The sequence below is a fragment of the Leptospira sarikeiensis genome (genome assembly GCF_004769615.1).
Lineage (GTDB): Bacteria > Spirochaetota > Leptospiria > Leptospirales > Leptospiraceae > Leptospira_B > Leptospira_B sarikeiensis.
The window spans coordinates 125140-146586 of record NZ_RQGF01000035.1; the positions used below are offsets into that span (position 1 = coordinate 125140).

18 protein-coding genes and 1 pseudogene are annotated in these 21447 nt (G+C 40.2%); 8 read left to right on the plus strand and 11 right to left on the minus strand.

Annotation, left to right across the window (positions count from 1 at the left end; all coding sequences use genetic code 11):
* Nucleotides 1–8: 8 nt before the first annotated feature.
* The 3 genes and pseudogenes from EHQ64_RS17385 to EHQ64_RS17395 form a co-directional block, all read right to left on the minus strand.
* Nucleotides 9–557, minus strand: coding sequence for a CsgG/HfaB family protein (locus EHQ64_RS17385; RefSeq protein ID WP_246048826.1), 549 nt, complete (start codon nucleotides 555–557; stop codon nucleotides 9–11).
* Between the two features lie 14 nt (nucleotides 558–571).
* A pseudogene (locus tag EHQ64_RS20540) lies at nucleotides 572–2713 on the minus strand (7TM diverse intracellular signaling domain-containing protein).
* A gap of 25 nt (nucleotides 2714–2738) precedes the next feature.
* Complete coding sequence (locus EHQ64_RS17395; protein ID WP_246048827.1) at nucleotides 2739–3944, minus strand: TraB/GumN family protein; 1206 nt, start codon at nucleotides 3942–3944, stop codon at nucleotides 2739–2741.
* 287 nt (nucleotides 3945–4231) lie between these two features.
* Here EHQ64_RS17395 and EHQ64_RS17400 point away from each other — a divergent pair, with 287 nt between their 5' ends.
* From EHQ64_RS17400 to EHQ64_RS17415, 4 genes are all read left to right on the plus strand, one after another.
* Nucleotides 4232–4738, plus strand: a complete 507-nt coding sequence (locus EHQ64_RS17400; protein ID WP_135651065.1) for a chemotaxis protein CheD — start codon at nucleotides 4232–4234, stop codon at nucleotides 4736–4738.
* A gap of 6 nt (nucleotides 4739–4744) precedes the next feature.
* A complete protein-coding gene (locus EHQ64_RS17405) occupies nucleotides 4745–5596 on the plus strand; it encodes an HDOD domain-containing protein (protein ID WP_135651066.1) in 852 nt (283 codons plus the stop codon).
* Nucleotides 5593–6132: a shikimate kinase gene (locus tag EHQ64_RS17410; RefSeq protein WP_135651067.1), complete on the plus strand. Its 540-nt coding sequence runs from the start codon at nucleotides 5593–5595 to the stop codon at nucleotides 6130–6132. Before EHQ64_RS17405 ends, EHQ64_RS17410 begins: the two co-directional genes overlap by 4 nt.
* A 240-nt stretch (nucleotides 6133–6372) precedes the next feature.
* A complete protein-coding gene (locus EHQ64_RS17415) occupies nucleotides 6373–7266 on the plus strand; it encodes a tyrosine-type recombinase/integrase (protein ID WP_135651068.1) in 894 nt (297 codons plus the stop codon).
* Nucleotides 7267–7276: 10 nt separating this feature from the next.
* Here the strand turns inward: EHQ64_RS17415 and EHQ64_RS17420 are convergent, their stop codons facing one another.
* The 7 genes from EHQ64_RS17420 to EHQ64_RS17450 all read right to left on the minus strand — a co-directional run bounded on the left by EHQ64_RS17420 (nucleotide 7277) and on the right by EHQ64_RS17450 (nucleotide 15415).
* Nucleotides 7277–8692: an MFS transporter gene (locus EHQ64_RS17420; protein ID WP_246048828.1), complete on the minus strand. Its 1416-nt coding sequence runs from the start codon at nucleotides 8690–8692 to the stop codon at nucleotides 7277–7279.
* An 87-nt stretch (nucleotides 8693–8779) separates the two neighbouring features.
* Nucleotides 8780–10069 carry an alanine racemase gene (locus EHQ64_RS17425; protein WP_135651069.1) on the minus strand — a complete coding sequence of 430 codons (1290 nt, stop codon included), beginning with the start codon at nucleotides 10067–10069 and terminating at the stop codon, nucleotides 8780–8782.
* A gap of 45 nt (nucleotides 10070–10114) precedes the next feature.
* Nucleotides 10115–10735, minus strand: coding sequence for a trimeric intracellular cation channel family protein (locus EHQ64_RS17430; RefSeq protein WP_135651070.1), 621 nt, complete (start codon nucleotides 10733–10735; stop codon nucleotides 10115–10117).
* Between the two features lies 1 nt (nucleotide 10736).
* Complete coding sequence (locus EHQ64_RS17435; RefSeq protein WP_135651071.1) at nucleotides 10737–11543, minus strand: SDR family oxidoreductase; 807 nt, start codon at nucleotides 11541–11543, stop codon at nucleotides 10737–10739.
* Nucleotides 11544–11551: 8 nt separating this feature from the next.
* On the minus strand, nucleotides 11552–12658 hold the full coding sequence (locus EHQ64_RS17440; protein ID WP_135651072.1) for an MBL fold metallo-hydrolase: 1107 nt from the start codon (nucleotides 12656–12658) through the stop codon (nucleotides 11552–11554).
* A 71-nt stretch (nucleotides 12659–12729) separates the two neighbouring features.
* Nucleotides 12730–13098, minus strand: a complete 369-nt coding sequence (locus tag EHQ64_RS17445; protein WP_135651073.1) for a hypothetical protein — start codon at nucleotides 13096–13098, stop codon at nucleotides 12730–12732.
* A 52-nt stretch (nucleotides 13099–13150) separates the two neighbouring features.
* Nucleotides 13151–15415 carry an adenylate/guanylate cyclase domain-containing protein gene (locus EHQ64_RS17450; RefSeq protein ID WP_135651074.1) on the minus strand — a complete coding sequence of 755 codons (2265 nt, stop codon included), beginning with the start codon at nucleotides 15413–15415 and terminating at the stop codon, nucleotides 13151–13153.
* 208 nt (nucleotides 15416–15623) lie between these two features.
* Between EHQ64_RS17450 and EHQ64_RS17455 the strand changes: the two genes are divergently transcribed.
* On the plus strand, nucleotides 15624–16103 hold the full coding sequence (locus EHQ64_RS17455) for a peroxiredoxin (RefSeq protein WP_135651075.1): 480 nt from the start codon (nucleotides 15624–15626) through the stop codon (nucleotides 16101–16103).
* 3 nt (nucleotides 16104–16106) lie between these two features.
* Entirely contained in the window at nucleotides 16107–17879 is a 1773-nt protein-coding gene (locus EHQ64_RS17460) for a M61 family metallopeptidase (RefSeq protein ID WP_135651076.1), read from the plus strand.
* Here the strand turns inward: EHQ64_RS17460 and EHQ64_RS17465 are convergent.
* Nucleotides 17866–18624, minus strand: coding sequence for an SDR family NAD(P)-dependent oxidoreductase (locus EHQ64_RS17465; RefSeq protein ID WP_135651077.1), 759 nt, complete (start codon nucleotides 18622–18624; stop codon nucleotides 17866–17868). The genes EHQ64_RS17460 and EHQ64_RS17465 overlap by 14 nt on opposite strands.
* Before the next feature lie 76 nt (nucleotides 18625–18700).
* Between EHQ64_RS17465 and argB the strand changes: the two genes are divergently transcribed.
* Both argB and EHQ64_RS17475 read left to right on the plus strand, forming a co-directional pair.
* A complete protein-coding gene (gene argB, locus EHQ64_RS17470) occupies nucleotides 18701–19573 on the plus strand; it encodes an acetylglutamate kinase (RefSeq protein WP_135651078.1) in 873 nt (290 codons plus the stop codon).
* A gap of 119 nt (nucleotides 19574–19692) precedes the next feature.
* Nucleotides 19693–21441, plus strand: a complete 1749-nt coding sequence (locus tag EHQ64_RS17475) for a GAF domain-containing SpoIIE family protein phosphatase (RefSeq protein ID WP_135651079.1) — start codon at nucleotides 19693–19695, stop codon at nucleotides 21439–21441.
* Nucleotides 21442–21447: the final 6 nt, after the last annotated feature.

A 21447-nucleotide genomic window follows, 5' to 3' on the forward strand; every position in this document is an offset into this window, starting at 1 on the left:
AAAGGAGCTTATTTAACGGATTCTTTATATTTAGAATAAGTCTCGTTATCCGAATCGAACACTATGTCCGCGGTTGCACAGATCACTCCACCCAAAGAGACAATCCTCACATTCAGTAGGAACTCCTGGTCTTGAAATACCAATTGACCTAAAGCAAGATATTCAGCCCCGGAAAGTTTACCGATTGATACGATTTGGTCGTTTAGAACGAGTCCGCTTGCCTGAAAATCCTGCTCTCCTATCACACGGTTCAGCCTATCCCTTTCCAATAATTGAAAGGTTTTCGGATCGAATAATTCTTTTCCAAGTCTGTCGGTAACAAGCCTTCCTAATTGGGAATTACTTCCATCCTCGTTGACGATGTTCAGGATGGCGAGTCTTGCGGGAAGTTTCCCTCCTTGGGCCTTTAGAGAAGCCAGGAATTGATATCTAAGCTCGGATGAGATAGTCGCCACACCCGAATTCGGATCTTTGGCTTTCTTTTTACGTTCGGGAGAAGAAGCACATGCCCCCAACAAAAATACCAATATTCCCGAAATTAGGATCCTGCTTTTCATCTTCTCTTCCTATATTAAAAATATTTAATTAAAGTGACCTGATTTCCGGTACTATTGAATTTTACCAGGTCGAATGTGGACAGTGTTAGTGTTAAACCCCTGCCATGAGTAATTCCTTCCGAATTCAGCTTTTCCATGCTGCTTTTCAGAAGCCTAGCATGATTAAAACCTTTTCCCTCGTCGGTGATCCTCACACCCAATCTATCTCTGGAGAGTGAATACTCTACTTTTACCTTTTTAGATTTATAATAAGGATCCTTTTGTCTTTCCTGGACGAATCTGAAATAATTCCCTTCGGCCATCGCTCTAGTTTTCTCTTCGAAACTGATATTCAAATTCCCGTGCTCGATCGCATTAATGATCATTTCTCTGAGACAATTTCTCATAGCAGTGATTGTGCTCGGATCCACGAATCTATATAAATTTGTGGTCATTCTTTGGCTAAGCAACTCGGCATTCTGAAGATAATTGTTCGCTGAATAGACGGTCTTCTCGTCATCTACAAATCTAGACATTAAGTCTTGATCCGGCTCGTATGCTCTTCCTAATATTTCTCTTTGGCCCTCATATTCCAAAATTTGGAATTGTACCTGTAGTTCTTTCGGTTCCCTCATATATTTTTGTAGGAACTCCCCTAAAAATCTTACCGGTTTTCCTTCAGAAGCGAGTTCTTCCAATTTTTCTAATACATATAATTTTTTATAAGCGTCCTGTAGCTCTCCTGCTTTATAGATCAACTCCATAAAGTTTTTGCCGATGACTTCTTGCGGCTTAAAACCCAAGTGTTTGGACACTGATTTGTTCGCTGCGAGTATGTTCCAGTTTTGGTCCAAAGAAAAAAGAAAGTCCTCTTCTACTTCGAAAAGGCTTCTGTATTTTGCTTCCGACTCTTCTGCTTCGTTCCGGATCTTTCCGAGCTCTTCTACCCTACATCTTAACTGATCCGAAAGTCCTTTGATACGATCCGCTAAACCTAAAGAAAGAAGGCTTACTTCCATCACTGATCCGACCTGGATCCCCCAAAGTGTGAAAAAATTATTCGGTAGAACTCCGAAAGATTTTAATCCGAACAAAAAGCTAAAGAGCAAAAACGATGACCAAGCTAGTAAGAAATATTTAGCCTCTCTTCTTCCTGAAATAAGAGATTGTACACCGTTCAAGAGTATAAAAGGCAGAGCGCAGAACATAAGGACCAAGCTGCACATGATCGCAGTCCTATATTCCCAGAAGAACAAAGTTGAGAACATTCCGCCTAAACAAAGAGCAAATAGCACATAATAGATTTTAGAAGTCTTAGGGGTATATTCCGGGGCATTTAAAAAGGAACGACTAAAAGCTCCTGCGGCAAGTAACACCGTGAAAATGGAGAACGGAAGGCTGTAATTCGCCCAGAAGACAGAATTTCTCCATAAATACTGAAAAGAGAGACCATTCAGGGTAAATTGAAATAATATATAAGATTATATATAAAAAAGATAATATAGATAACTTTTATCACGAGTAGAAAATAATAGAAAAAGATTATATACCACCATGATGAGCATGGACCCGTAATACAAACCTAATGCCAGTTGTTCTTCGAAAGCATGCTCGGAGAATTCGTTTTTGGAAAACGCCAAGAATGGAAGTAAAATGGAACTGGAACTAGCGATCCGGAAATAGATCTCTCTTTTGGCGCCAGGCTCGTCTGTGAAAGGATATGCAAAATTTCTATGTTCTAAAGGACGAGAACCGAACTCTCTTAAGTCTCCGGAGAAATTAGATGCAGAACTGGAGTTTCTTCCCACATAAAGATCTACAAAATCCAAAAGTGCATAATCTATCTCAAGGATCCATTCTATAGTTTTGTCTTTTAAATTTTCAGTTCTTAAACGGACCCAAATCGCAGATTTAGAATATCCTAAACTATTTTGAGAGATCTTTTCGGATTCTCCCCGATCGAAAATTTTTAGTATTTCAGGAAATGTTTTTTTACCGGACTCATCCTGGATTACGGATAGATAAGGCAGAAGAGGCACCCCGTCCATTTTCTGCTCTAAGAAAAGCCTATCCTTTTTTTCATAGGCCTGCCCTTCTCCCCAAACCGAAAGAGAAGAAAAAAATACGATCACAAGAATAATAAAAACTTTAAGTTGATTCCGTATTTTTTTCCGCATAGGGGTTCAAGATCGTACGCGATTATTAGAAAAAAGCGCCTATAAATTTTATAATTTTATCAAAAATCTGTTTGGATACTATAAAAGTCCCGATGCTACTTCCCAACTGAGGAAGCATGAATACTAAAAAGATCCGAGTCACCTTATTCTTCCAATATCCGCTGAAAGTTTCGGTATCTTCTCCCAATTTTTCAAAATCTTCGACCAAAGGTTTTCTAAACCAAGACTCGGATAATGCTGCGACCCAACCAGGTTTAATGATCGGATTAAAATTACCGATAGGCGCGGCGATAAAAGCAAGTAAAATGGAAATAGGATGAGCCAAAGCGATGATCGCCCCAAGAGCGGCAAGTCCACCCTTCACAAGGATCCAACGAACCAGGAATTCCTGCCCCTCTTCTTTTCCTCCGAACCAATACAATGCGGTAAACGCAGAAATAATGATCGCAGGAAATAATAAAGGTCGAACAATATCCCAAAAACCTTTTGTAGGAAGAATATCCAGATGTTCAATATTTCGATCTTCCGAAATATTCTTCATGATCCCTTCTAAATGTCCCGCTCCGACCACTGCAAAGATCTTTTTCCCTACTGCAGCTTGTTCCCTTATTCTTTGAGCAAGATAGGAATCTCTTTCGTCTATGATCACATTTTTAACGGACTGATATCTGGAAGGAAGTTGGGAGAATAGATCTTTTAGCACGTCGTCGGATTTCATCTCTTCGATCTTCTCGGGAGAAATTTCTTCTTTGGCGATCAAAGAACTAACGAGTGTAGAGAATAAGAACATTCTACTCCAAAATCCCACGTTCCACCATGCTCTTTTTAAAGTGGTCGAGATTTCCCGATCCACAGGAACGATCTTAGCATGGATCTTATTTCCTTCATCGATCGCTTTTCTCATTTCGTCTCCAGGACGAATATTTCCATGGCCTAATTTTTTTTGGAAAGAAGAGAGAATGAGACTGGAAAGAAGAAGCCACATCTTTCTTTCCTTAAACACTTTAAAAATATCCAATTTTTTCCAATGATCTGGATCCTGAACGGATCTCATTCTGGAAGCGCAAAGTTCCACACAGACAGTATCAGGTTTTTCTTCTTGGATGATCCTGGATACCTCATCGATACTTTTTTGGCTGATATGAGCAGTCCCCAGTATGATAATTTGAGAACCGTTTAATTCCAAGCTGCGGATCGGTTCGGATGATGCGATTGTTTGCAAGAGAGACATTTTCCTTTGTTTACATACGTTCCCTCAAGCTGAATGTTATGAAACTCAATTTTTCTAAAAAGAGTAGGAATTCCTACGGGAATTTTTTAGGGAAAAATCGTCACATAATTCGGTTCCATTACAAAAGAATTTTAGATAAAAAAGATTTGATGGAACTGACATGATCCTGGAATACTAATCCGGCTCGTCTTTTTCCGAAGTCGGGATTTTCGTAGATGGGATCGGTTTTAAAACGACCGAATTTAGATTTTATTAGAACTAACTGAGTTTTTAACTGACTATAGAATATGCTTAATAAGGACGTAAAGATTATAAACGTCGGGATCGCGGATATTCAAGGCGGCCAATCGCCTTCCGTGATCCGCACCACATTAGGCTCCTGTATCGGAGTCGTCTTATATTCTCCGGAGAAAAAGGTCGGAGCAATGGCTCATATCATGTTAGCCAAGGATCCTTCCGGAAAAGATGCTTCCAAAAATCCGCATAAATATGCGGAGACTGCCCTGCCTGAACTAGTAAAAAAAATGGCGGAGTTAGGTTGCACTAAGGGAGAATATTTTGCTCGTCTATTCGGCGGCGCATCTATGTTCAAAGGAATGAACTCCAGTTTTCTCCAAAACATAGGCGATCTAAACGTAACTGTTGCTAAAGAATTTTTAGATAAAGAAAAAATAACGTTACTCGTAGAAGAGGTAGGCGGTCATGAAGGAAGAACGATCAGCCTCTATTTGGACGACGGCAGGATCCTTTTAAAAAAAGGCGGATTCGAAAAGTACCTTTATAAGGTCAGGTAGGCACGTATGAAGGAAAAGATAGACCAACTTTTTGAAAACGAAGCCCAGCTTCCTAAAATTTCCTCCGTTGTAAGTAAAGTAATGGAGATGGTAGGAAAACCGGACGTTGTCATTGCGGATCTTGCTAAGGAAATTTCGAAAGATCCGGGATTAACCGCTGCGGTTATCAAACTTTCCAACTCCGCATATTTTCGCCCTGCAAAACCTGTAAAGACTGTACAAGAATCTTTAATGACTCTAGGAATTAAAACCGTTAAAGAAATCATTCTACTGAACGAAACCAAAGGGATCTTAAAGAAAGAACTGAAAGGTTATCAAGTTGAAGGAGAAGCGAACTGGCTCCATTCCTTGATCGTCGCGGAACTTGCGATGAGGATCGCTGTTCAGAAAAAATTAAAGATAGATAAGGACGTAGTTTTTACCGCAGGACTTTTGCATAATATAGGCAAAGTGATCCTTTCTGAATTTTTCCCTACTGTGCTTATGCAATTTAGGACCGAGTTACAGACTTACGAAGGACCTTATACGGATCTTGAAACAAAGTTTTTCGGTTATACTCACCAAGAAGCGGGAGCAAAACTTTTATCCAAATGGAATTTCCCTCAGGAATTGATCGAGGTCGCTAGCTTCTACACTGAACCTGAAAAAGCGGCCCAATTCCCAGAACTTGTTTCCGTAGTTCATATCGCAAACTGTATTGTGATCCTTGGCGGAATGGGAATTGACATAGGCGGTTTGAAAATTCCACTCTCTCCTAAAGCCTTACAAAACGTAGGTGTGTCAGAGGGAGATCTGCAAATGTATTACACTCTTTTACCCGAGATGGCGAAACATATCGAAGAGTTGATCTCGGTTTGAAAAACATTGCACTGATCGGTCCTAGAGGCGTCGGAAAATCTAAAATCTCCCGTAAACTTTCCAAGCTCACAGGCAAACCGGTTGTTTCTACCGACATGATAGCTGTCTACCTGACAGGTGGCGTTTCCATTCCGGATTTTGTAAAATCACATTCCGGAAATTGGAAGCCGTTCCGAGACTTGGAATTCGAAATTCTGAAACAGATATCGAGTTCTAAAAATTTGATCTTGGACTGTGGAGGTGGGATCTTATTCGATCAGGACGATTCCGGTAAGGAAATCGTAAGCGATAGAAAGGTTAAGATCCTAAAGGACACCGCGACAATCATTTCCCTTTCTAGAAAATCGGAATACTTAGTAGAAAAAATCCAGAATGATCCTACAAGACCTCCCTTGAGCGCCGTTCTGTCTTATAAAACGATCTTAGAGTCCAGGCTTCCCCAATATAGAGCCCATTCCGATTTCCAAATTGCTCTAGATGACCGCAGCGTAGAAGAGGTTTGCGAGGAAATCCTACGCAGATCCGGCTGGGCATAATACTAAAAGGGCGTTCTGCCCTTTTCTTAAACGCCCTGAATTTTAGGAATATTCCAAAAACAGAAATATCTTTACGTCTTTCTAATGGAATTAGAACCTTCGTAATAGCCCGGATAAGAAAAAAATCGATTTTATTGCGTTCCCGGTTTGTAGGAATTCCTACAAACCTAAACAAATCTCTTTAAGATCGTTCGGGTTTATAAAAAAGAAAAATGATACAGTTAGAACTAGAGGTCCGAGATGATAGAAACGGAGGTCCCGAGGAAGAATAAAGCTTCCTTCGAGAAACTGGTAAAAGTAATTCGGCAGAGAAATTATAAAAAAGCGACGGAATATACTTATCTTAGATATAATTTAGACTTCCTCTTATTCGCGGATAAACCCGCTGAAAAAGTGGTCACAAAGGATATCGAAAAATACATAGAACATCTGAGAAAGAAGAAGGTATCTTCTTCTACAATCCAGATCAATATTAGCTCTTTAAAAATGTTCTTCGAAGAAGTTCTGGATATGAACGTATTCGAGGACTTTAGAAGACCTGCGAGAGAATATAAAACTCCTAAGGTTTTAAGTCAAAAAGAGATCTCTTTACTTTTAGAGACTGCTTCAGAGTCCCCTAGATCACATCTTCTTTGCGGGCTTGCATATTATGCAGGATTACGTGTAGGTGAGATCATTCGGCTTAAATGGGGGCAATTCGATCTTTCTAAAAAAACGATCAAAGTGGATTCTCCGATCCCCACTCAAAATCGGACTGTGTCCATGGATCCTGAACTTCAGAAAATCCTAAAGAAGTTTGAAAAAGAAGTCGGAACGGAAAAGACATCTTTCTTATTTCCTGGAAAATACCAAGGTACACATTTAACTTCTAGAAATGTGGAAAGACTTGTAGGAGATCTTGCAAAAGACGCTGGAATTAAAAACCAAGTGACCCTATTTACTTTGCGCCATAGTAGAGCGATCCATCAATTGGCGGAAGGAAAAAGTTTAGAAGATATCAGAGAGTTTTTGGGGCATAAGAGCCTGGCTACCACAGAAAGTTATCTTCCGATCCGAAAAAACCTGAGACCTCAGGTTCGCCAAAAGCATATACAAGATGCTTTGAAAGAGATTAAGAAGAAGTATAAGTACTAAGTTAAGATCCTTATCCGGCGGAAACGCCGGATCTTCTTGTTTCTCTAATATTTCGTTTTTTTAATAGAAGAGTTTGTATCCTAGAATGGACTTCAGGAGTTAGTCCCATTCTAGAGAATACGATTGCCCCTAGAATGAAAAAAGTCCCTACTATCGGTCCGAACAATAAAGCGAGTCTCCAACCAAGCTCCGGTTCCTGGGCCCCGGCCCCCGTTTTGTATCCAATCTCTTCTAAAAGAAATCCTAAAAATGCAAAACCGATCGCTCTAACTACTTTAGTGGCCATTTTCCAAAATCCGAAGTAAGCACCTTCTCTTTTTTGCCCGGTTAAAAGTTCGTCGTAGTCTACAACATCGGCCACCAAGGAATCGAAAAGTAAAATGGAACCTGCGAATATTCCCCCGAAAAAAGAGGCGAATAAAGGAGCCTCATACGAACCTTGAGGAAGGATCGGATACAGAAATACAGTCATCACTCCTAAGAGCAAACTCCCCCAGAACGCGGGCCATTTTTTGCCGAATTTTCTAGCTAAATAGATCCAAAACGGAATGGATATCGTAAGAAAAAGTGCAAAGGGCAGAAGTATCCGGACTACCACTTGAGAATCTTCCAATAATAATCTTTCTTTATAATATAATAAACCGATCGAAGAGTTCAATGTTCTCGCAGCGGTCGCTATTATGAACGCCATAAGCAATGGGAGAAAATAACGATTTTTTAATATGGATCTTACGGATCTAAAAAAATCCAAAAAGTTTTCCGTCGCCGAACTTTCTTTTGTTTTTTCTCTTATATTAGGTTTGTCTTTTCCTTTTGTGGAAACATAAGAAAGTAAGGATACAAAAATAAGAATGACCGCAATCGTAACGGAAGATAAACTCCTAGAGGCAAAGGAGCTATTCTCTCTCGAACTCCAGATTGCAGGCAGAAGTAAGCCGGATAAAAGTCCCAGATTCGCAAAGAATAATCTCCAACCGAAAATCCGATTTCTTTCTCCGCCAGTGAAACTGATCTCTCCTCCTAAGCTAATATGAGGGACTGCGATGACTGTCATAAACGTATTCACCAAAAAATACGTGGCGACTAAGTATAAAAATTTAGAAAATTGTGATGCAAGTTCTGGAGGCGAAAATAAAAAATAGGCCCCGAGTCCCAGCAAAAACCCGCCTGCTAAAATATAAGGCCTTCTTCTTCCGTTTGAAAATCCGGTTTTGTCCGAAATATATCCCATGATAGGATCGCTGATTGCATCCCATAAGATCGCAATGAGCATTGCGATCCCAAATAAGGAAGGTTTTAAGCCGACTACGGAAACATAAAAATCCAAAAGATAAATTTGGGCCATCGTTTCAACGGCAGTGATCCCTGCTTCTGCAGACGCGTAACCTGCCATCGTACGATTGGAAAGTGTTTCGTTTTGAATCATTCGGTTAAATTTTAAAAAAGCCGAAGGTGACTTTCGGCTTCTCTGTTAGACTGATCCAGATATAAGATCTAAAATTTTTGACCCGATTTAGTTAATAAAACATTTCCAGGTACCGCTCAATTTTCCGGATCTGAGTAGATGGATTTCTCCCATCTCCGCCATTACCTTCTCGCTTTGTGTAGGTCGGAAGAATACATAATCGTCAGGCTCAAGCTCCGTTTTTTTGGATCCGTTTAGGATACTTTGGTTCGTGCTAGAACCGAATAAGGAATTATCTTCTAAACCTCTAGGAGATTCCTTCTTTGCCGAGTAGGCTCCTCCATAGATAAAATAGGTGATCTCTTGATTTGGATTCCAGATCGGGAATAAAAAGGAAAAGGATTCTAAAAACGGGATCTTCGTTCCTTCCAATTTTTTTAATACAGGAGTAGCTATAAAGACTGCGGGAGAATGTTCTTCTAAACTTTCCACATCGAAATCTGTTGGTTTTACAAGAGCAGATCCAAGAGATACATCGTTTACTACACCAGGATTTTTTTGGTAGAAGCCATAGGTTTTACTTCCTCCCCCGTTATATACCAACTCTTTCTTGAATAATGTCGGATATTTGATTTTTCCTTCTTCGATAAAAGAGGAATATGTTTGCAAAGAACTCTGGAGAGATTTTTCCATAGCCGCAATTTTATTTCCAAAGATCACAGGAACGGAAGCAACATGTGGTTCGTATCCCATATATCCTGAAAGTTCCAGGCTTTGTGGATTATTTTGTATGAGTTCCAACAATGACAGAGAACTCTCAGGTTCAGGAAAACCTCCTCTATGTAGGCCTATATCGATTTCCAAACTTAATTTTAACTTTATATTCTTCTCTTTTGCAAAACTAAGATATTGTTCTACCCTTTTAGAAGTATCCACAAGCCATTGTGCAGACTGGAAATTTTCTTTTTTAGTTTTGGAATAGATATCTTCCAAAGCGGAAACAGGCATCGGTTTTCCTAAAAGAATATCAAACTTTTGGAATTCAGGATCATTCAAGAGCATTGCGACATCTCCCGAATGAAACACCATGAGTCGTTTAGATCCAGTAGATCGAACAATGTATTTTAGAAGATCCAAAGATGGAAGGGACTTTACCACGACTCTATATTCTAAAGGTGGTTTGATCTTTTCTTTTAGAACTTTCAAATTGGAATCTAAACGGTCCAAGTCCAAAAGTACGATCGGTTTTCCTGGACCTCTTTCTTTAAGTTCCAAATTTAAAGTATGAAAATAAGGAGTATATCCAGCTCCGTTGTCCTTAGGTTTCATAAATAAAACCACTAAAAGTAAAACTGCAAAAAGCCAGAGCATTCTAGGATTAGAACCTTTTCTATACATGTATTCTCTCCGAAAGAAATCCGATTCGGATTTTAAGAAATGGATCTATTCAGGCAAACGGAATTTAGGGAGAGAAAGATTAAATCGAACAGCGATCATTCGAATTATAATTACGCTTAAAGCGGAAATTCCGGTATTCAAACTTCCGTCCACACCGAACCGATCCAGAATAATATACAAGATCGCACCTGCTAAACATGCAGTCGCATAAATCTCTTTCCTGAAGATCATAGGGACTTCGTTGATCAATGTATCTCGGATTACTCCTCCGAATACTGCAGATACCATTCCGAGTATTGCAGAGGCAAAAGGATTTACTCCACCTAATAATGAAATACGAGTCCCGATCACTGTGTAAATCCCGATCCCTACAGTATCAAAAAAGAAAATCCCTGTTTTCATTCGGATCAGATACCTAGGAAAAAGAAATGTAATCGCAAAACCTGCAAAGATCGCCCAAAGAACATTCGAATCTGAAACCCAAGAAACTGGGTAATTTCCCAGAGTGATGTCTCTTAAGGTTCCTCCACCAATCGCAGTGATAAACCCTGTGAAAAAAACGCTGAACGCGTCTGCGTGATATGTTTTCTTTTCGGCGGCTGCCAATGCGCCGGAGACAGCAAACACTGTAACTCCGGCCAAATTGATGAAGTAGGAAAGATCCACGTTATTTTGTTACGTAAGTGGTCTGTTTCTTTCTTCCTTTATTTCTGAGAGAAGGTCCAAGAAGTGCATTCGCTCCCGGGAAAAAACTTCCTATCTTTGCCAAAAATCCTCTGGAACCTGGGATCAACACTTCCAAAGGTTTTTTAGGGATCACTTTGTTAAATATGATCTCAGTAACATCTTCCGTTTTTAAATATTTGTTCCCTGAAAAAGTCATAGAGGCTTCTTCATAATCTTTTTGTAAATCAAGCATTGGAGTTTGGATCGCGTCAGGACAAACCACGCTCACAAAAACGTTTTTAGGTTTTAGATCCGCAGCAACCGCCAAGGAAAATCCTCGAACTGCAAACTTAGAAGTGGAATACAAAGAGATCCCAGGAATTGGAGCGACTCCTGCCAAAGAAGCGATATTAATAATATGGCCATTGCCTTGAGCAATCATACGGATGGCAGCTTCTCTTGTTCCATACATCAGACCTTTTGCATTGATGTCCATATGCCTGTCTATGTCTTTGGGAGAAATATTATAGATGTATCCAGGTAAAAGATATCCTGCAACGTTCATTAGGATATCCAACTTCCCCCATTTTTTATAGACGAAGTCCATTGTCTTCTTCCAATCGGAAGGAGAACTTACATCCAATTTTGCGGTGAGCACTCTGTTTTTATCCCATTTCTGTTTGGAAACGTAGTCTTTGAGTCCTTTTTCGTTCAGATTCGTCAGAACAATATTATGACCTAAAGAATAGGCTTTCTCCGCGAGACTTTTTCCTAAACCTCCGCTTGCACCTGTGATGAGTATGTTCATTTATATTCCTATTTTACTATGAGATTTCCGAATTCCAATTGTCCGAAGGAGAATGTTGGGCTTGTTCCTGGAAATAACCAAAACCCGCTCATCTCCGAAGAAGGCATAACGTTAAAGAACTCAGGATCCCGTAAAGAAGGCCCTGCAATTTCCTTTTCCAATACCATGGAGATGTATTGATCCAATCCTATCTCCAAAGTGTTTCCGTTTAAGATGACTTCCATTCCGGTATTCTTCGCATATTTCCTGACTCCAGGGATCCTGGATTTTAAAGGGTTATAATTGTCTGCGCTTACCCCGTTCTCGCTGGTTACAAAGATCCCTTCGGGAGTGTTTGCGACCAAACTGTGATTCCCGTATGTATGCCCAGGAGTTTTGATAAGAGCTACTCCCCCACCAAGATCAGTATCCGCGTCCAGTAAGACAACTCTGTCCATGGAAATTCCTCCGGAACCATTTGGACAATACCAATCCGATTGAGGAGGAAGAAGTCCTTGGATAGAATTCCATTCTTCTTTCATTACTAAAAGTTTTGCGTTCGGGAAATATCCAGGCTGCCCGTTTGCACCTAACCATTTACGAAGATCTTGGGTATGCAAATGGTCGAAGGAAATATAGTCCACTTGTTCAGGAGGAAGTCCTACTTGTTTCAAACATTCTTCGACCGTATTTAATGTGGGAGCCATGATCTTTCTTCCAAGGTTCTGGAAAGGACCGAAACTTTGAGAAAGCCTTTTGAAAAAAGGAGTTTCAGCATTTGCATCCACATCGGAAGGGGAAAAGAGTAAGGTCCTGATCCCGTCGGAAGTTTTGTATTGGATGATGAACAATCGATTGATGATATGAAGGAAAGGTGTGGGAAGACTAAATGCGTTCAAAAGAGCGTATTTTGTAGGATAAGGGACTCGGACTAAATCAAAAGATTTATAATATACTACCTGGGGTCCCGATAAAAATTTATCTCTAAATCTTCTGGCCCTTCTGCGAACATCTTCCAAACGATCTACCGGGGCTGGAAGACTTCTGGAGCCGATAAAATCTTTGATAGGTTTGATCGCGGAATCTTTTTTGGAAGCCGGTTTTTTACCGGATTTGGATGGAGTTACCTTAGCCATATTATTCCCTCATGTTCATTTCCGTTTCGATACTCGAATCGGATCTTTATTTAATTCAATTCTCTAAAAACTTAAAACGGTTTATATAATGCTAAATAAGCGGAGAAAGTCCCGAGGATCGGTAAACCATACCATAAGATCTTTGCAAATTCAGGTTTTTTGTAATATGCAGTCAATAGACCACCGAATACCAACCAAATTACGATCTTTGCAATTACCCAACCAGGAAAACTTGTGAGAAGCCCGATCCTTGCAAGCATCCCAAAACCACCGACCAGTATGAAGGTCATTCCGAGTCCGTGAGCGGATGCGATTAATTTTTTAGGAGCGTTCTCTTTTGTGCCTCCTCCAATTACGTGAAGAGCAAGACCGCCGTAAGCTGAAAATAAGAATAAAATTCCTAAGATATGGATCAGTTTATAAACTGGATAAGAAATCATAGGTGCTCATTCTCAAGATCTTAGGATCTTCTGGAAAGCGAAAAACGAGAATCTACTTTTCTAAAAGATGTTGTACTCCGACCCAATTACCTACAGGAGGAGATTCTATATATTCTTGGCAACGTTTTCTGTATAAGATCGCCACTATATCTTCCGGATATACTTTTAAGGCTTGTTCGAAATTCTGCAGAGCTTCCTTAAAATTCCCGACCTTGTATAGAATAATCCCTCTGGAAATAAGCGCGATCGTAGCATCCTTCAATTTGCGAATATGAGGATCGTCCGATTCGTATACTTCGTAAATTACGATCGGCTGGCTTTTTCCTTTGACCACTACGGAATCCACTTCTCTGATCGCGAGTTCATCCGCGATGGTAAGACTAGATAAAGTATGTTGAGTAATTAATATGTCCGCCTTATACAAGTTTGTAAGACTTTCCAATCTGGACGCAACATTGACCGTATCTCCGATCACTGTCGTATCTAGTCTATGAGAAGATCCTACAGTCCCGAGCATCAAACTTCCGGTGTTGATTCCTATTCCGATCCGAACACCTTTCACATGTCCATGAGCTCCTACGACCTCTTCCTCCAATTCACGAACCCTTCTTCTCATATCGATCGCAGCAAGGATTGCCCTGTCTGCGGCGGATTTTCCTTCCCAATGATTTTCCGAATGGATCACTCTTTCTGCCGAGAATAAAGCGAGGATCGCGTCCCCCATAAACTTATCCACAAAACCTTCGTACTTTTGGATCAGCGGCTCCATTTTCGCCAAGTATCCATTGATAAACTTGAAGTTTTCTTCAGGAGTCATCTTCTCAGAGATCGTTGTAAAAGATCGAATATCCGTAAAGAGCACACTCATCTCTCTTAATGCGGAATCTCCTAGATTTACATCTACTGCAGAATCTTTTCCAAGCACGCTTAGAAACTGCATCGGAACAAATCGGAAGAATGCATTCTTTTGACGCGCGAGCTCAAGTTTTTGATGACTGAGTTCTATGTTCAATTCTTCGGACTGTTTGTATAGATCGATGAATCTGTTTGCGAGAATTGTAGTTAAAGAGATCACAAATAGAAGATATGCGAACTGAGTGAACCGGATCCCTGATTGGAAGAACATAGAATCCAACACATCGTAGCCGGATATAAATACGATGATGAACATACTGATCGCCATGAGAGAAGCGTCTTTTTTGCGTAAATAGACCGCTTTTCCCATGAAGTACAATAGATAAATTAAAGAAGGAAGAATAGAGATCTGCCATGCTCTTAAGCTTGTAATTAAATATTGAAAAGGAGCAAAGAAGGAGAAAAGAAAGATCAGAAAACTCCAAGAACTGATCGTTACGATCGCTGCATTCGGCCAAGTGGAACCGTAAAAATAATCATGCAAAAAAAGTAGGAACAAAGACGCAAGTAGCGCAACAGAACCGTATTCGATCCGAGTAATCCAGGTCGTATCCTGAATAAAATCGAAGATGATCGTGGATCTACTCAAAGAATACACTGCCATCGAAATGGAGAATACTCCGAAGTACAGATTATACTTATCCGTTCTTCTTTTAGAAAAAATGAGAAGATGATATAACCCGAAAAAAATATAGATCGTATTTAAACTTAAATTGAGAAGTACTCCGACCTTTTTTGAAAAATCGTATTCTACTCCTAAAGTATAATCCCCATCCAAATAAAATCCCAGATCCACGTTCGTAGGAGTGAATATAGAAGAGAGTGTAGAATATTTTTCTTCTGAAAGTTGGATCGCAGGAGCATCTCCTAGTAAATGGAAAACGATCCGATTCTCCCCTTCTTTCAGAAGACTAGAATCTACTTGGATCTCTAGATCTCTCAGAGTTTTGCGGATCTGCATTTTCCCATTCTGATCCAAATGGATCTCTTTTTGAAGAAGATGTCCGTTTAAGTAGATCTCCCAGTTTTCGCCTATAAAATTTAAATACAAACGGATCGGATTTAAAAATGCCTGAGTTTTAGGATCGAAACCTAAATTAAATTTTGTCTGAACGGTAAACTCTTGTAGTCTTTCCGACACTGGAGTTTTGTATAATTGGTTCAGAACGATCGGAAATTTTTCGATCTTCAGAAAACCTTCTTCTTCCGATCCAAATCCGTCCTTAAACTCTTGCTTAAATCCCTTTACGGATTCCCATTCCAAACGTTTCAGATCCAGATCTTTCCAGCCTGGAGCCGGCTCTTCTTCTTGAGAGGCCAAAGATTGAAAAACAAATAGGAATAAAAAAAGGAAGAATAGGGACTGGAATGTAAAAGCTGAAATTTTCTGTTTTTGGATCATGCGTTATTCGCCTATGATAGGCTTGTCGAAAAAAAGTCGCCGACATACCTTTGTATTCGCAGCTCCGGTTTTGAAAATCGAATCTCAAAACGAAGCAGTATATTTGATGAGAAAAACTGCAAGAATTCGAGTTTTTTAGCGGATTTTTTCCTTTTCGATAAAACCTTTTCGGTTGAAACTATCCGGATGGGAAATAGGAGGAAACTTTATGTCCGACGCTTGGGAAGGTAAAAAATTACCTGAAGTAAGTTTATCCAGTTCCGAAGGAAACACTGTCGCTCTTCCAAAAGACTCCGCAGGATCTTGGACCTTATTGTATTTTTATCCAAAAGATGATACCCCTGGTTGCACCAAACAGGCATGCTCGTATCGGGATAATCTAGAAAAATTCAAAGAGGCAGGCGCCAAAGTTTATGGGATCAGCTCCGATTCATTGGATAGTCATAAACAATTCATTGATAAATTCAATTTGAGTTTTCCACTACTCTCTGATCCGAAACAGAGTTTGAGCGGGCCTTTGGGAGTTTACGGAGATCAGGAATGGCAAGGTAGAGTGTTCAAAGGACTTTCTAGGGATAGCTTTTTGTTAGGACCTGACGGAACCATTCGAAAAGTTTGGAGAAAAGTAGATCCTACAAAAACGGTCGCCGAAACTTTAGAGGCGATCTTAAAAGAGGCCGGTGCCTAAGGCGTGATCGTAAAATATAGTTTAGATACCTATCAACCTCATAGAAATTTATTAAAGGTGGAAATGGAAGTCCACCCTGACAAACAGGAAACCCTTTTAAGTATTCCGAATTGGTCCCCTGGTTCCTATAAGATCAGGGATTATTCCAAATCCATCCACCAAGTAAACTTCGTCCAATCCAAATCAGGCTGGCATATAGAACAAATCGATCTGGATACTTGGAAAGTTTTCTCCAAGGGAGAGACATTCAAGATCTCTTATATTGTTCACGGATTCGAACATACTGTTCGGACGAATTTTTTCACAAGTGAATTCATTTTAGTCCATCCACCTGCGACATTTTTATACCCGAAGGATCGTTTAGAAAGCGAGATTGAACTCAGTTGGAAAAATCTTTCCCCTTTTCGCTATTGTTACACAGGGCTAAAAAAGAAGGAAGGTTCCAAACAGACTTGGAAAGCCAAACATTTTGACGAATTCTTTGATTGTCCGATCCTTCTTACGAATGAAAAACATATCTCATTCTCTACCGAGGGTTGTAATTTCGATCTGGTAATTTTGGGAGATCTAGAAACTAAGGATAAGAAGAAAATTTCCAAGGATCTAGAAACGATCGTCCAAACCCAGATCAAACTTATGGGTGGAACAGAGAATAAGTATTACTTATTCGTTTTGGACATGACGGATAATTTATACGGTGGATTGGAACACCTAAATTGTAGTATCAATCAATTCGATCCGAACGGTTGGTCCAGTCCGGACAATTATAGGACTCTGTTGGAACTCCTATCTCATGAGTATTTCCATCACTGGAATGTAAAAAGGATCCGACCGATCGCATTAGGGCCTTTCGATTATCAAAAACCGAATTTAACAAAAGAATTATGGATCGCTGAAGGAGTTACAAGTTTCTTCGATGCGTATTTTCTTCTTCTTTGCGAGTTGTATTCTCCCCAGCAATATATTGCAAAACTTTGGAAGGATATCCAAGAGTTGGAAGAGTCCCTGGGAGAATCTTGGATGAGCTTGGAAGATTCCAGTTTTACTGCATGGACTAAATATTATAACAGACCATTTGATCCGAATTTTTCGAATACCGGGATCTCTTATTATACAAAAGGGGCGATCCTTTCTTTAGGTATGCATCTATATATTCTAAAGCAAACCAAAGGGAAAAAATCCTTAGTAGATATCATGCAGGCCTTAAACAAACAATATCATCAGGAGAAAAAAAGAGGATTTACTAAGACCGAATTCTTCCAAACAGCCAAGAAGGCCACAGGCCTGGATCTAAAATTGGAATTCAATCCTTATATCTCGGAACCGAAACGGATCCCGATCGAAAATTATCTTTATCTGATCGGAATAGAAAGAACTCCTTCCAAACCGAAATTGGAAACAGGTTTTAAGGTGAAGGAAGAAAAAGGAAGACTGATCGTAAGTAAGATCCTTCTAACAAAATCCATTAAAGAAACTGATATTAACATCGGGGATGAATGGATCGGATTAGACGATAAAAGAGTTCTTCCGAGTAATTATAAGGAAATATTAAATCAGTACGGGTCCGGCAAAAAAGCGGAACTTCTACTTTCTAGAAGAGGCAAAATACTCAAAAGAAAGATCAAATTCGATTCTTCTCCTTCTACAAATGAACTCTGGATAGATGAAAAAGTTAATGGAGAGAAAAAAGAACTGAGAGAGATCTTCCTACATTTGGGACAAGGATCTAAATCTTTAAAACCTTCTTCCAAAACTAAAAAGACTAAATCGAAGTAATTCCCCCGTCGACAGTCCAATTCGCTCCGTTGATATAACCGGATCCGGAAGAGATCAAAAAAGAAACTACTCTTGCAATCTCTTCCGGAGAAGCGATTTTTTTAACCGGAGTCATCTCTATGATCTTTTTACGATGATCGTTTACCTGATCTTCTTGGATCCCCATTTTGGTTTCCATATATCCGGGACTGATCGCGTTAGAAGTGATCCCTTTTTCTCCCCATTCTGCTGCGATCGATTTCATAAAACCTATGATCCCATGTTTGGAAGAAGAATATGCAACCGACAACGCACTTCCTTGTACTGATAAGGAAGAAGCTATATAAACGAGTCTTCCGAAACTATTCTCCGTAAAAATAGAAAGTAAAGACTTTGTGATCTGAAATGCGGAGCGAAGATTGATGGAGAAGATCCTGTCCCATTCTTCTAAAGAAACTTCAGTGATCTTATGGTAAGGTCCTCCGTAACCTGCGGAATGAACAAAACCAATCAGGCGAGAAGAAGAAGCCCCGGAACGAAAATTTGCCTTTAAGATCCCGCAAGCCTGATCGAGTTCAATAACGGAAGTGAGATCGATCTTTAAAAAAGTCTCGTGAGACTGAACTTGATCCGGAGGAGTTAGATCCCAATTGATGACCTTGTATCCTTGGTTTCCTAATTCGGAAACGAGAGCACGACCAAGCCCGCCGCTTCCTCCGGTAACTAAAACTGTTCCGGCATTCCCGGGAATTTCATTCTGATCCATTACGTTATGATTTCAATCATTCGATCGGAAGGATTTCCAATCGACGTACAAAGGGGGACTGATTTCTCTGTTTGGTATGGAACATTCCTTCGAGAGGGTCAACAATATTCTGGAGGCCCTTCCCTATATCACCAAATACTCAGGGAAAACCGTGGTCATCAAATACGGTGGGGCCGCGATGGCAAAGGCGGACTTAAAGGAATCCTTTGCAAAAGATATTGTTCTTCTTAAATATGTAGGGATCCATCCGATCATCGTGCATGGTGGTGGACCGGAAATCAATCGTCTCTTAGAAACTCTGAATATTCCCACTGAATTCGTGCACGGTCATAGAGTGACCAATGCAGAAACCATGGATGTTGTGGAAATGGTCCTCACTGGTAAAGTGAATAAGCAGATCGTTTCCATGATCAATAAGGAAGGTGGGAACGCGGTTGGTCTTTCCGGAAAAGACGGAAATCTGGCAGTCGCTTCCAAAACAAAAATAGAAGTGGATGTGGAAGGAAAAGCTTCCGAACTCGTGGACGTTGGCCTTGTAGGAAAAATCGATAAAATAGATCCTACAGTCATTCTTTCTCTAATGGAAAAAGGTTTTATCCCGGTCATTTCTCCGGTCGCGGAATCCGAATCCGGAGAATCTTTGAATATTAATGCGGATACTTTTGCGGGAGAATTAGCCGGAGCCTTAAAGGCAGAAAAGCTTATCCTACTTACAGACACGAGCGGGATCCTGATCGATGGAAAACTTGTCACAGGTTTGAACAGAGCCTTGGTCAAAGATTATATTCGAAAAGGTGATATTACTGGAGGAATGATCCCGAAAGTGGATTGTTGCCTTTCCGCGATCGATCAGGGAGTGAGAAGGACTCATATTATTGACGGAAGAGTGCCTCATTCTATTCTGATCGAAATCTTCACTGACCAGGGAATCGGTTCCTTAATCGAATAAAACTCTCTGTCTATAAAGAAAGCCGAAAGTTTCGAATCTCCTTGACAAGCAGGAGATTTGGGCTTGAATAAGCCCTCCGATTTGAAAATCTTTCAAAAAAAGAAGTATTCCCGGACCAAATGAGTTTCAAACAGCTCTCTCTAGCTCTCATCTCTGACATCACAGCCAGGATCAACTCTACGGACGATCTGGAAGAACTTTTAGGGATCATTATAGAAACAACAAAGGATGTCCTAAATACGGAAGGATGTTCTCTTCTTCTTTATGATAGAGAAGAAGACTGCCTGGTCTTCCAAGTTGCAAAAGGAGACAAGGGAGAATCCCTCACAGAGTTAAAAGTCCCTAGAGGGAAAGGGATTGCAGGAATGGTTCTGGAAAGTCTGGAACCTGTGATCGTAAACGATGCTGAAAACGATCCTAGAATTTATAGAAACATAGACGACGCGGTAGGATTTACTACAAAAAACCTGATCTGCGTTCCGATGAAGGCACAAGGAGAGATCCAAGGAGTTCTGGAAGCGGTCAACTCTTTGGAAAGACCTGAATTCACAAATAAAGATATTAAAATATTAGAATATCTTTCCGATCTTGCTGCGATCGCGATCCGGAATAGAAGATTGATCCGGGACTTAAAAGACAGAGCAAGAGAATTAGACTGTCTTTATCAGATTAGCCAGGCGATCTCAAATATCAGCGAGCTGGATCAATTCTTAAATCTTACGGTAAACTCTATTTCGGATGTTTTAGGCGCGGAGAGAGTTTCTTTGATCTTCCAAAATCCTAGAACGAAAGCATTCGAACTTTCCAAATCCATAGGTTTCAGTTTGGAAGAAGAGTCTCATCTTGTGGACGAATCCAGAGGGATCCTAAGCGAGATCCTCGCACAAGGAAAAGCACTTTTAGTACAAGGGCAAACGGATATTAATCCTGACCTTCTAAACCCGAATCGTTATAAGACCAGATCCTTCGTTTCCGTTCCGATCAAACAAGACGGGACTATCATCGGAGTTTTAAACGCTGCGGATAAAATAAGTGGGGATAGTTTTTCTTACCAGGATCTTTCCATCTTAAGTACGATCTCGAATCAGATTGCAGAGGCTTATAATAGCTTACTTGCTAAGAATCAAAAAGAGAAACTTACTTCTATCAGAAGAGATATGCAGATCGCTTCTCAGATCCAGTTGAACTCTCTTCCGAATATTCCTAAAAAGATGCATCTTTTGGAGATCGAAACTTCCTACACTGCATCTAAAGAGATCGGTGGAGATTTTTATGATCTAATCTATCATAATCCTGACGAAGTAAGTATCTTGATCGCAGACGTTTCCGGAAAAGGGATCGCTGCTGCGTTATTCATGGAATTTTCTAAAACGATTATAGCGGGCGAAGTCGCTCGTAATTCTTCTACAAGTATTAGTTTGATGGGAGCGAATCGGATCATCCAGGAGAAGTCCGGTTATTTCATGTTCGTAACTGTGATGCTCACTCGGATCAATATGCTCAAAAAAAGGATCCGCTATTCAAGTGCAGGTCATAATGAGCAATTATTATATAAGGCAAAAGAGAAGAAGGTGCATCTTCTTTCCGGAAAAGGAATGCCACTCGGGATCAAAGAGTCCGAGATAGAAGAGCATGAGGTAGAATACCAACCGGGAGATCTTTTGGTTCTGTATACGGACGGGGTAAGCGAGACCAACAACGAAGCCGGAGAAATGTATTCTCTAGAAAACCTCGCCAAACTGATCGAAAGGAACGGGGACATGCCTGTGGAAAATCTAAAAGAACTAATTTTAGATACCACGGATGCTTTCCGAGGTGAAGCGGATCCTCATGACGATTACACTCTGGTAATGGTCCGACTCAATTAGATTTTT

What these genes read in the sequence shown, in the direction of transcription:
- EHQ64_RS17415 (WP_135651068.1), top strand. Translation starts at nt 6,373, where the DNA reads ATGATAGAAACGGAGGTCCCGAGGAAGAATAAAGCTTCCTTCGAGAAA.
- EHQ64_RS17400 (WP_135651065.1), top strand. Translation starts at nt 4,232, where the DNA reads ATGCTTAATAAGGACGTAAAGATTATAAACGTCGGGATCGCGGATATT.
- EHQ64_RS17475 (WP_135651079.1), top strand. Translation starts at nt 19,693, where the DNA reads ATGAGTTTCAAACAGCTCTCTCTAGCTCTCATCTCTGACATCACAGCC.
- EHQ64_RS17445 (WP_135651073.1), bottom strand. Translation starts at nt 13,098, where the DNA reads ATGATTTCTTATCCAGTTTATAAACTGATCCATATCTTAGGAATTTTA.
- EHQ64_RS17435 (WP_135651071.1), bottom strand. Translation starts at nt 11,543, where the DNA reads ATGAACATACTCATCACAGGTGCAAGCGGAGGTTTAGGAAAAAGTCTC.
- EHQ64_RS17385 (WP_246048826.1), bottom strand. Translation starts at nt 557, where the DNA reads ATGAAAAGCAGGATCCTAATTTCGGGAATATTGGTATTTTTGTTGGGG.
- EHQ64_RS17425 (WP_135651069.1), bottom strand. Translation starts at nt 10,069, where the DNA reads ATGTATAGAAAAGGTTCTAATCCTAGAATGCTCTGGCTTTTTGCAGTT.
- EHQ64_RS17440 (WP_135651072.1), bottom strand. Translation starts at nt 12,658, where the DNA reads ATGGCTAAGGTAACTCCATCCAAATCCGGTAAAAAACCGGCTTCCAAA.
- EHQ64_RS17465 (WP_135651077.1), bottom strand. Translation starts at nt 18,624, where the DNA reads ATGGATCAGAATGAAATTCCCGGGAATGCCGGAACAGTTTTAGTTACC.
- EHQ64_RS17455 (WP_135651075.1), top strand. Translation starts at nt 15,624, where the DNA reads ATGTCCGACGCTTGGGAAGGTAAAAAATTACCTGAAGTAAGTTTATCC.
- EHQ64_RS17395 (WP_246048827.1), bottom strand. Translation starts at nt 3,944, where the DNA reads ATGTCTCTCTTGCAAACAATCGCATCATCCGAACCGATCCGCAGCTTG.
- EHQ64_RS17405 (WP_135651066.1), top strand. Translation starts at nt 4,745, where the DNA reads ATGAAGGAAAAGATAGACCAACTTTTTGAAAACGAAGCCCAGCTTCCT.
- EHQ64_RS17450 (WP_135651074.1), bottom strand. Translation starts at nt 15,415, where the DNA reads ATGATCCAAAAACAGAAAATTTCAGCTTTTACATTCCAGTCCCTATTC.
- argB (WP_135651078.1), top strand. Translation starts at nt 18,701, where the DNA reads ATGGAACATTCCTTCGAGAGGGTCAACAATATTCTGGAGGCCCTTCCC.
- EHQ64_RS17420 (WP_246048828.1), bottom strand. Translation starts at nt 8,692, where the DNA reads ATGATTCAAAACGAAACACTTTCCAATCGTACGATGGCAGGTTACGCG.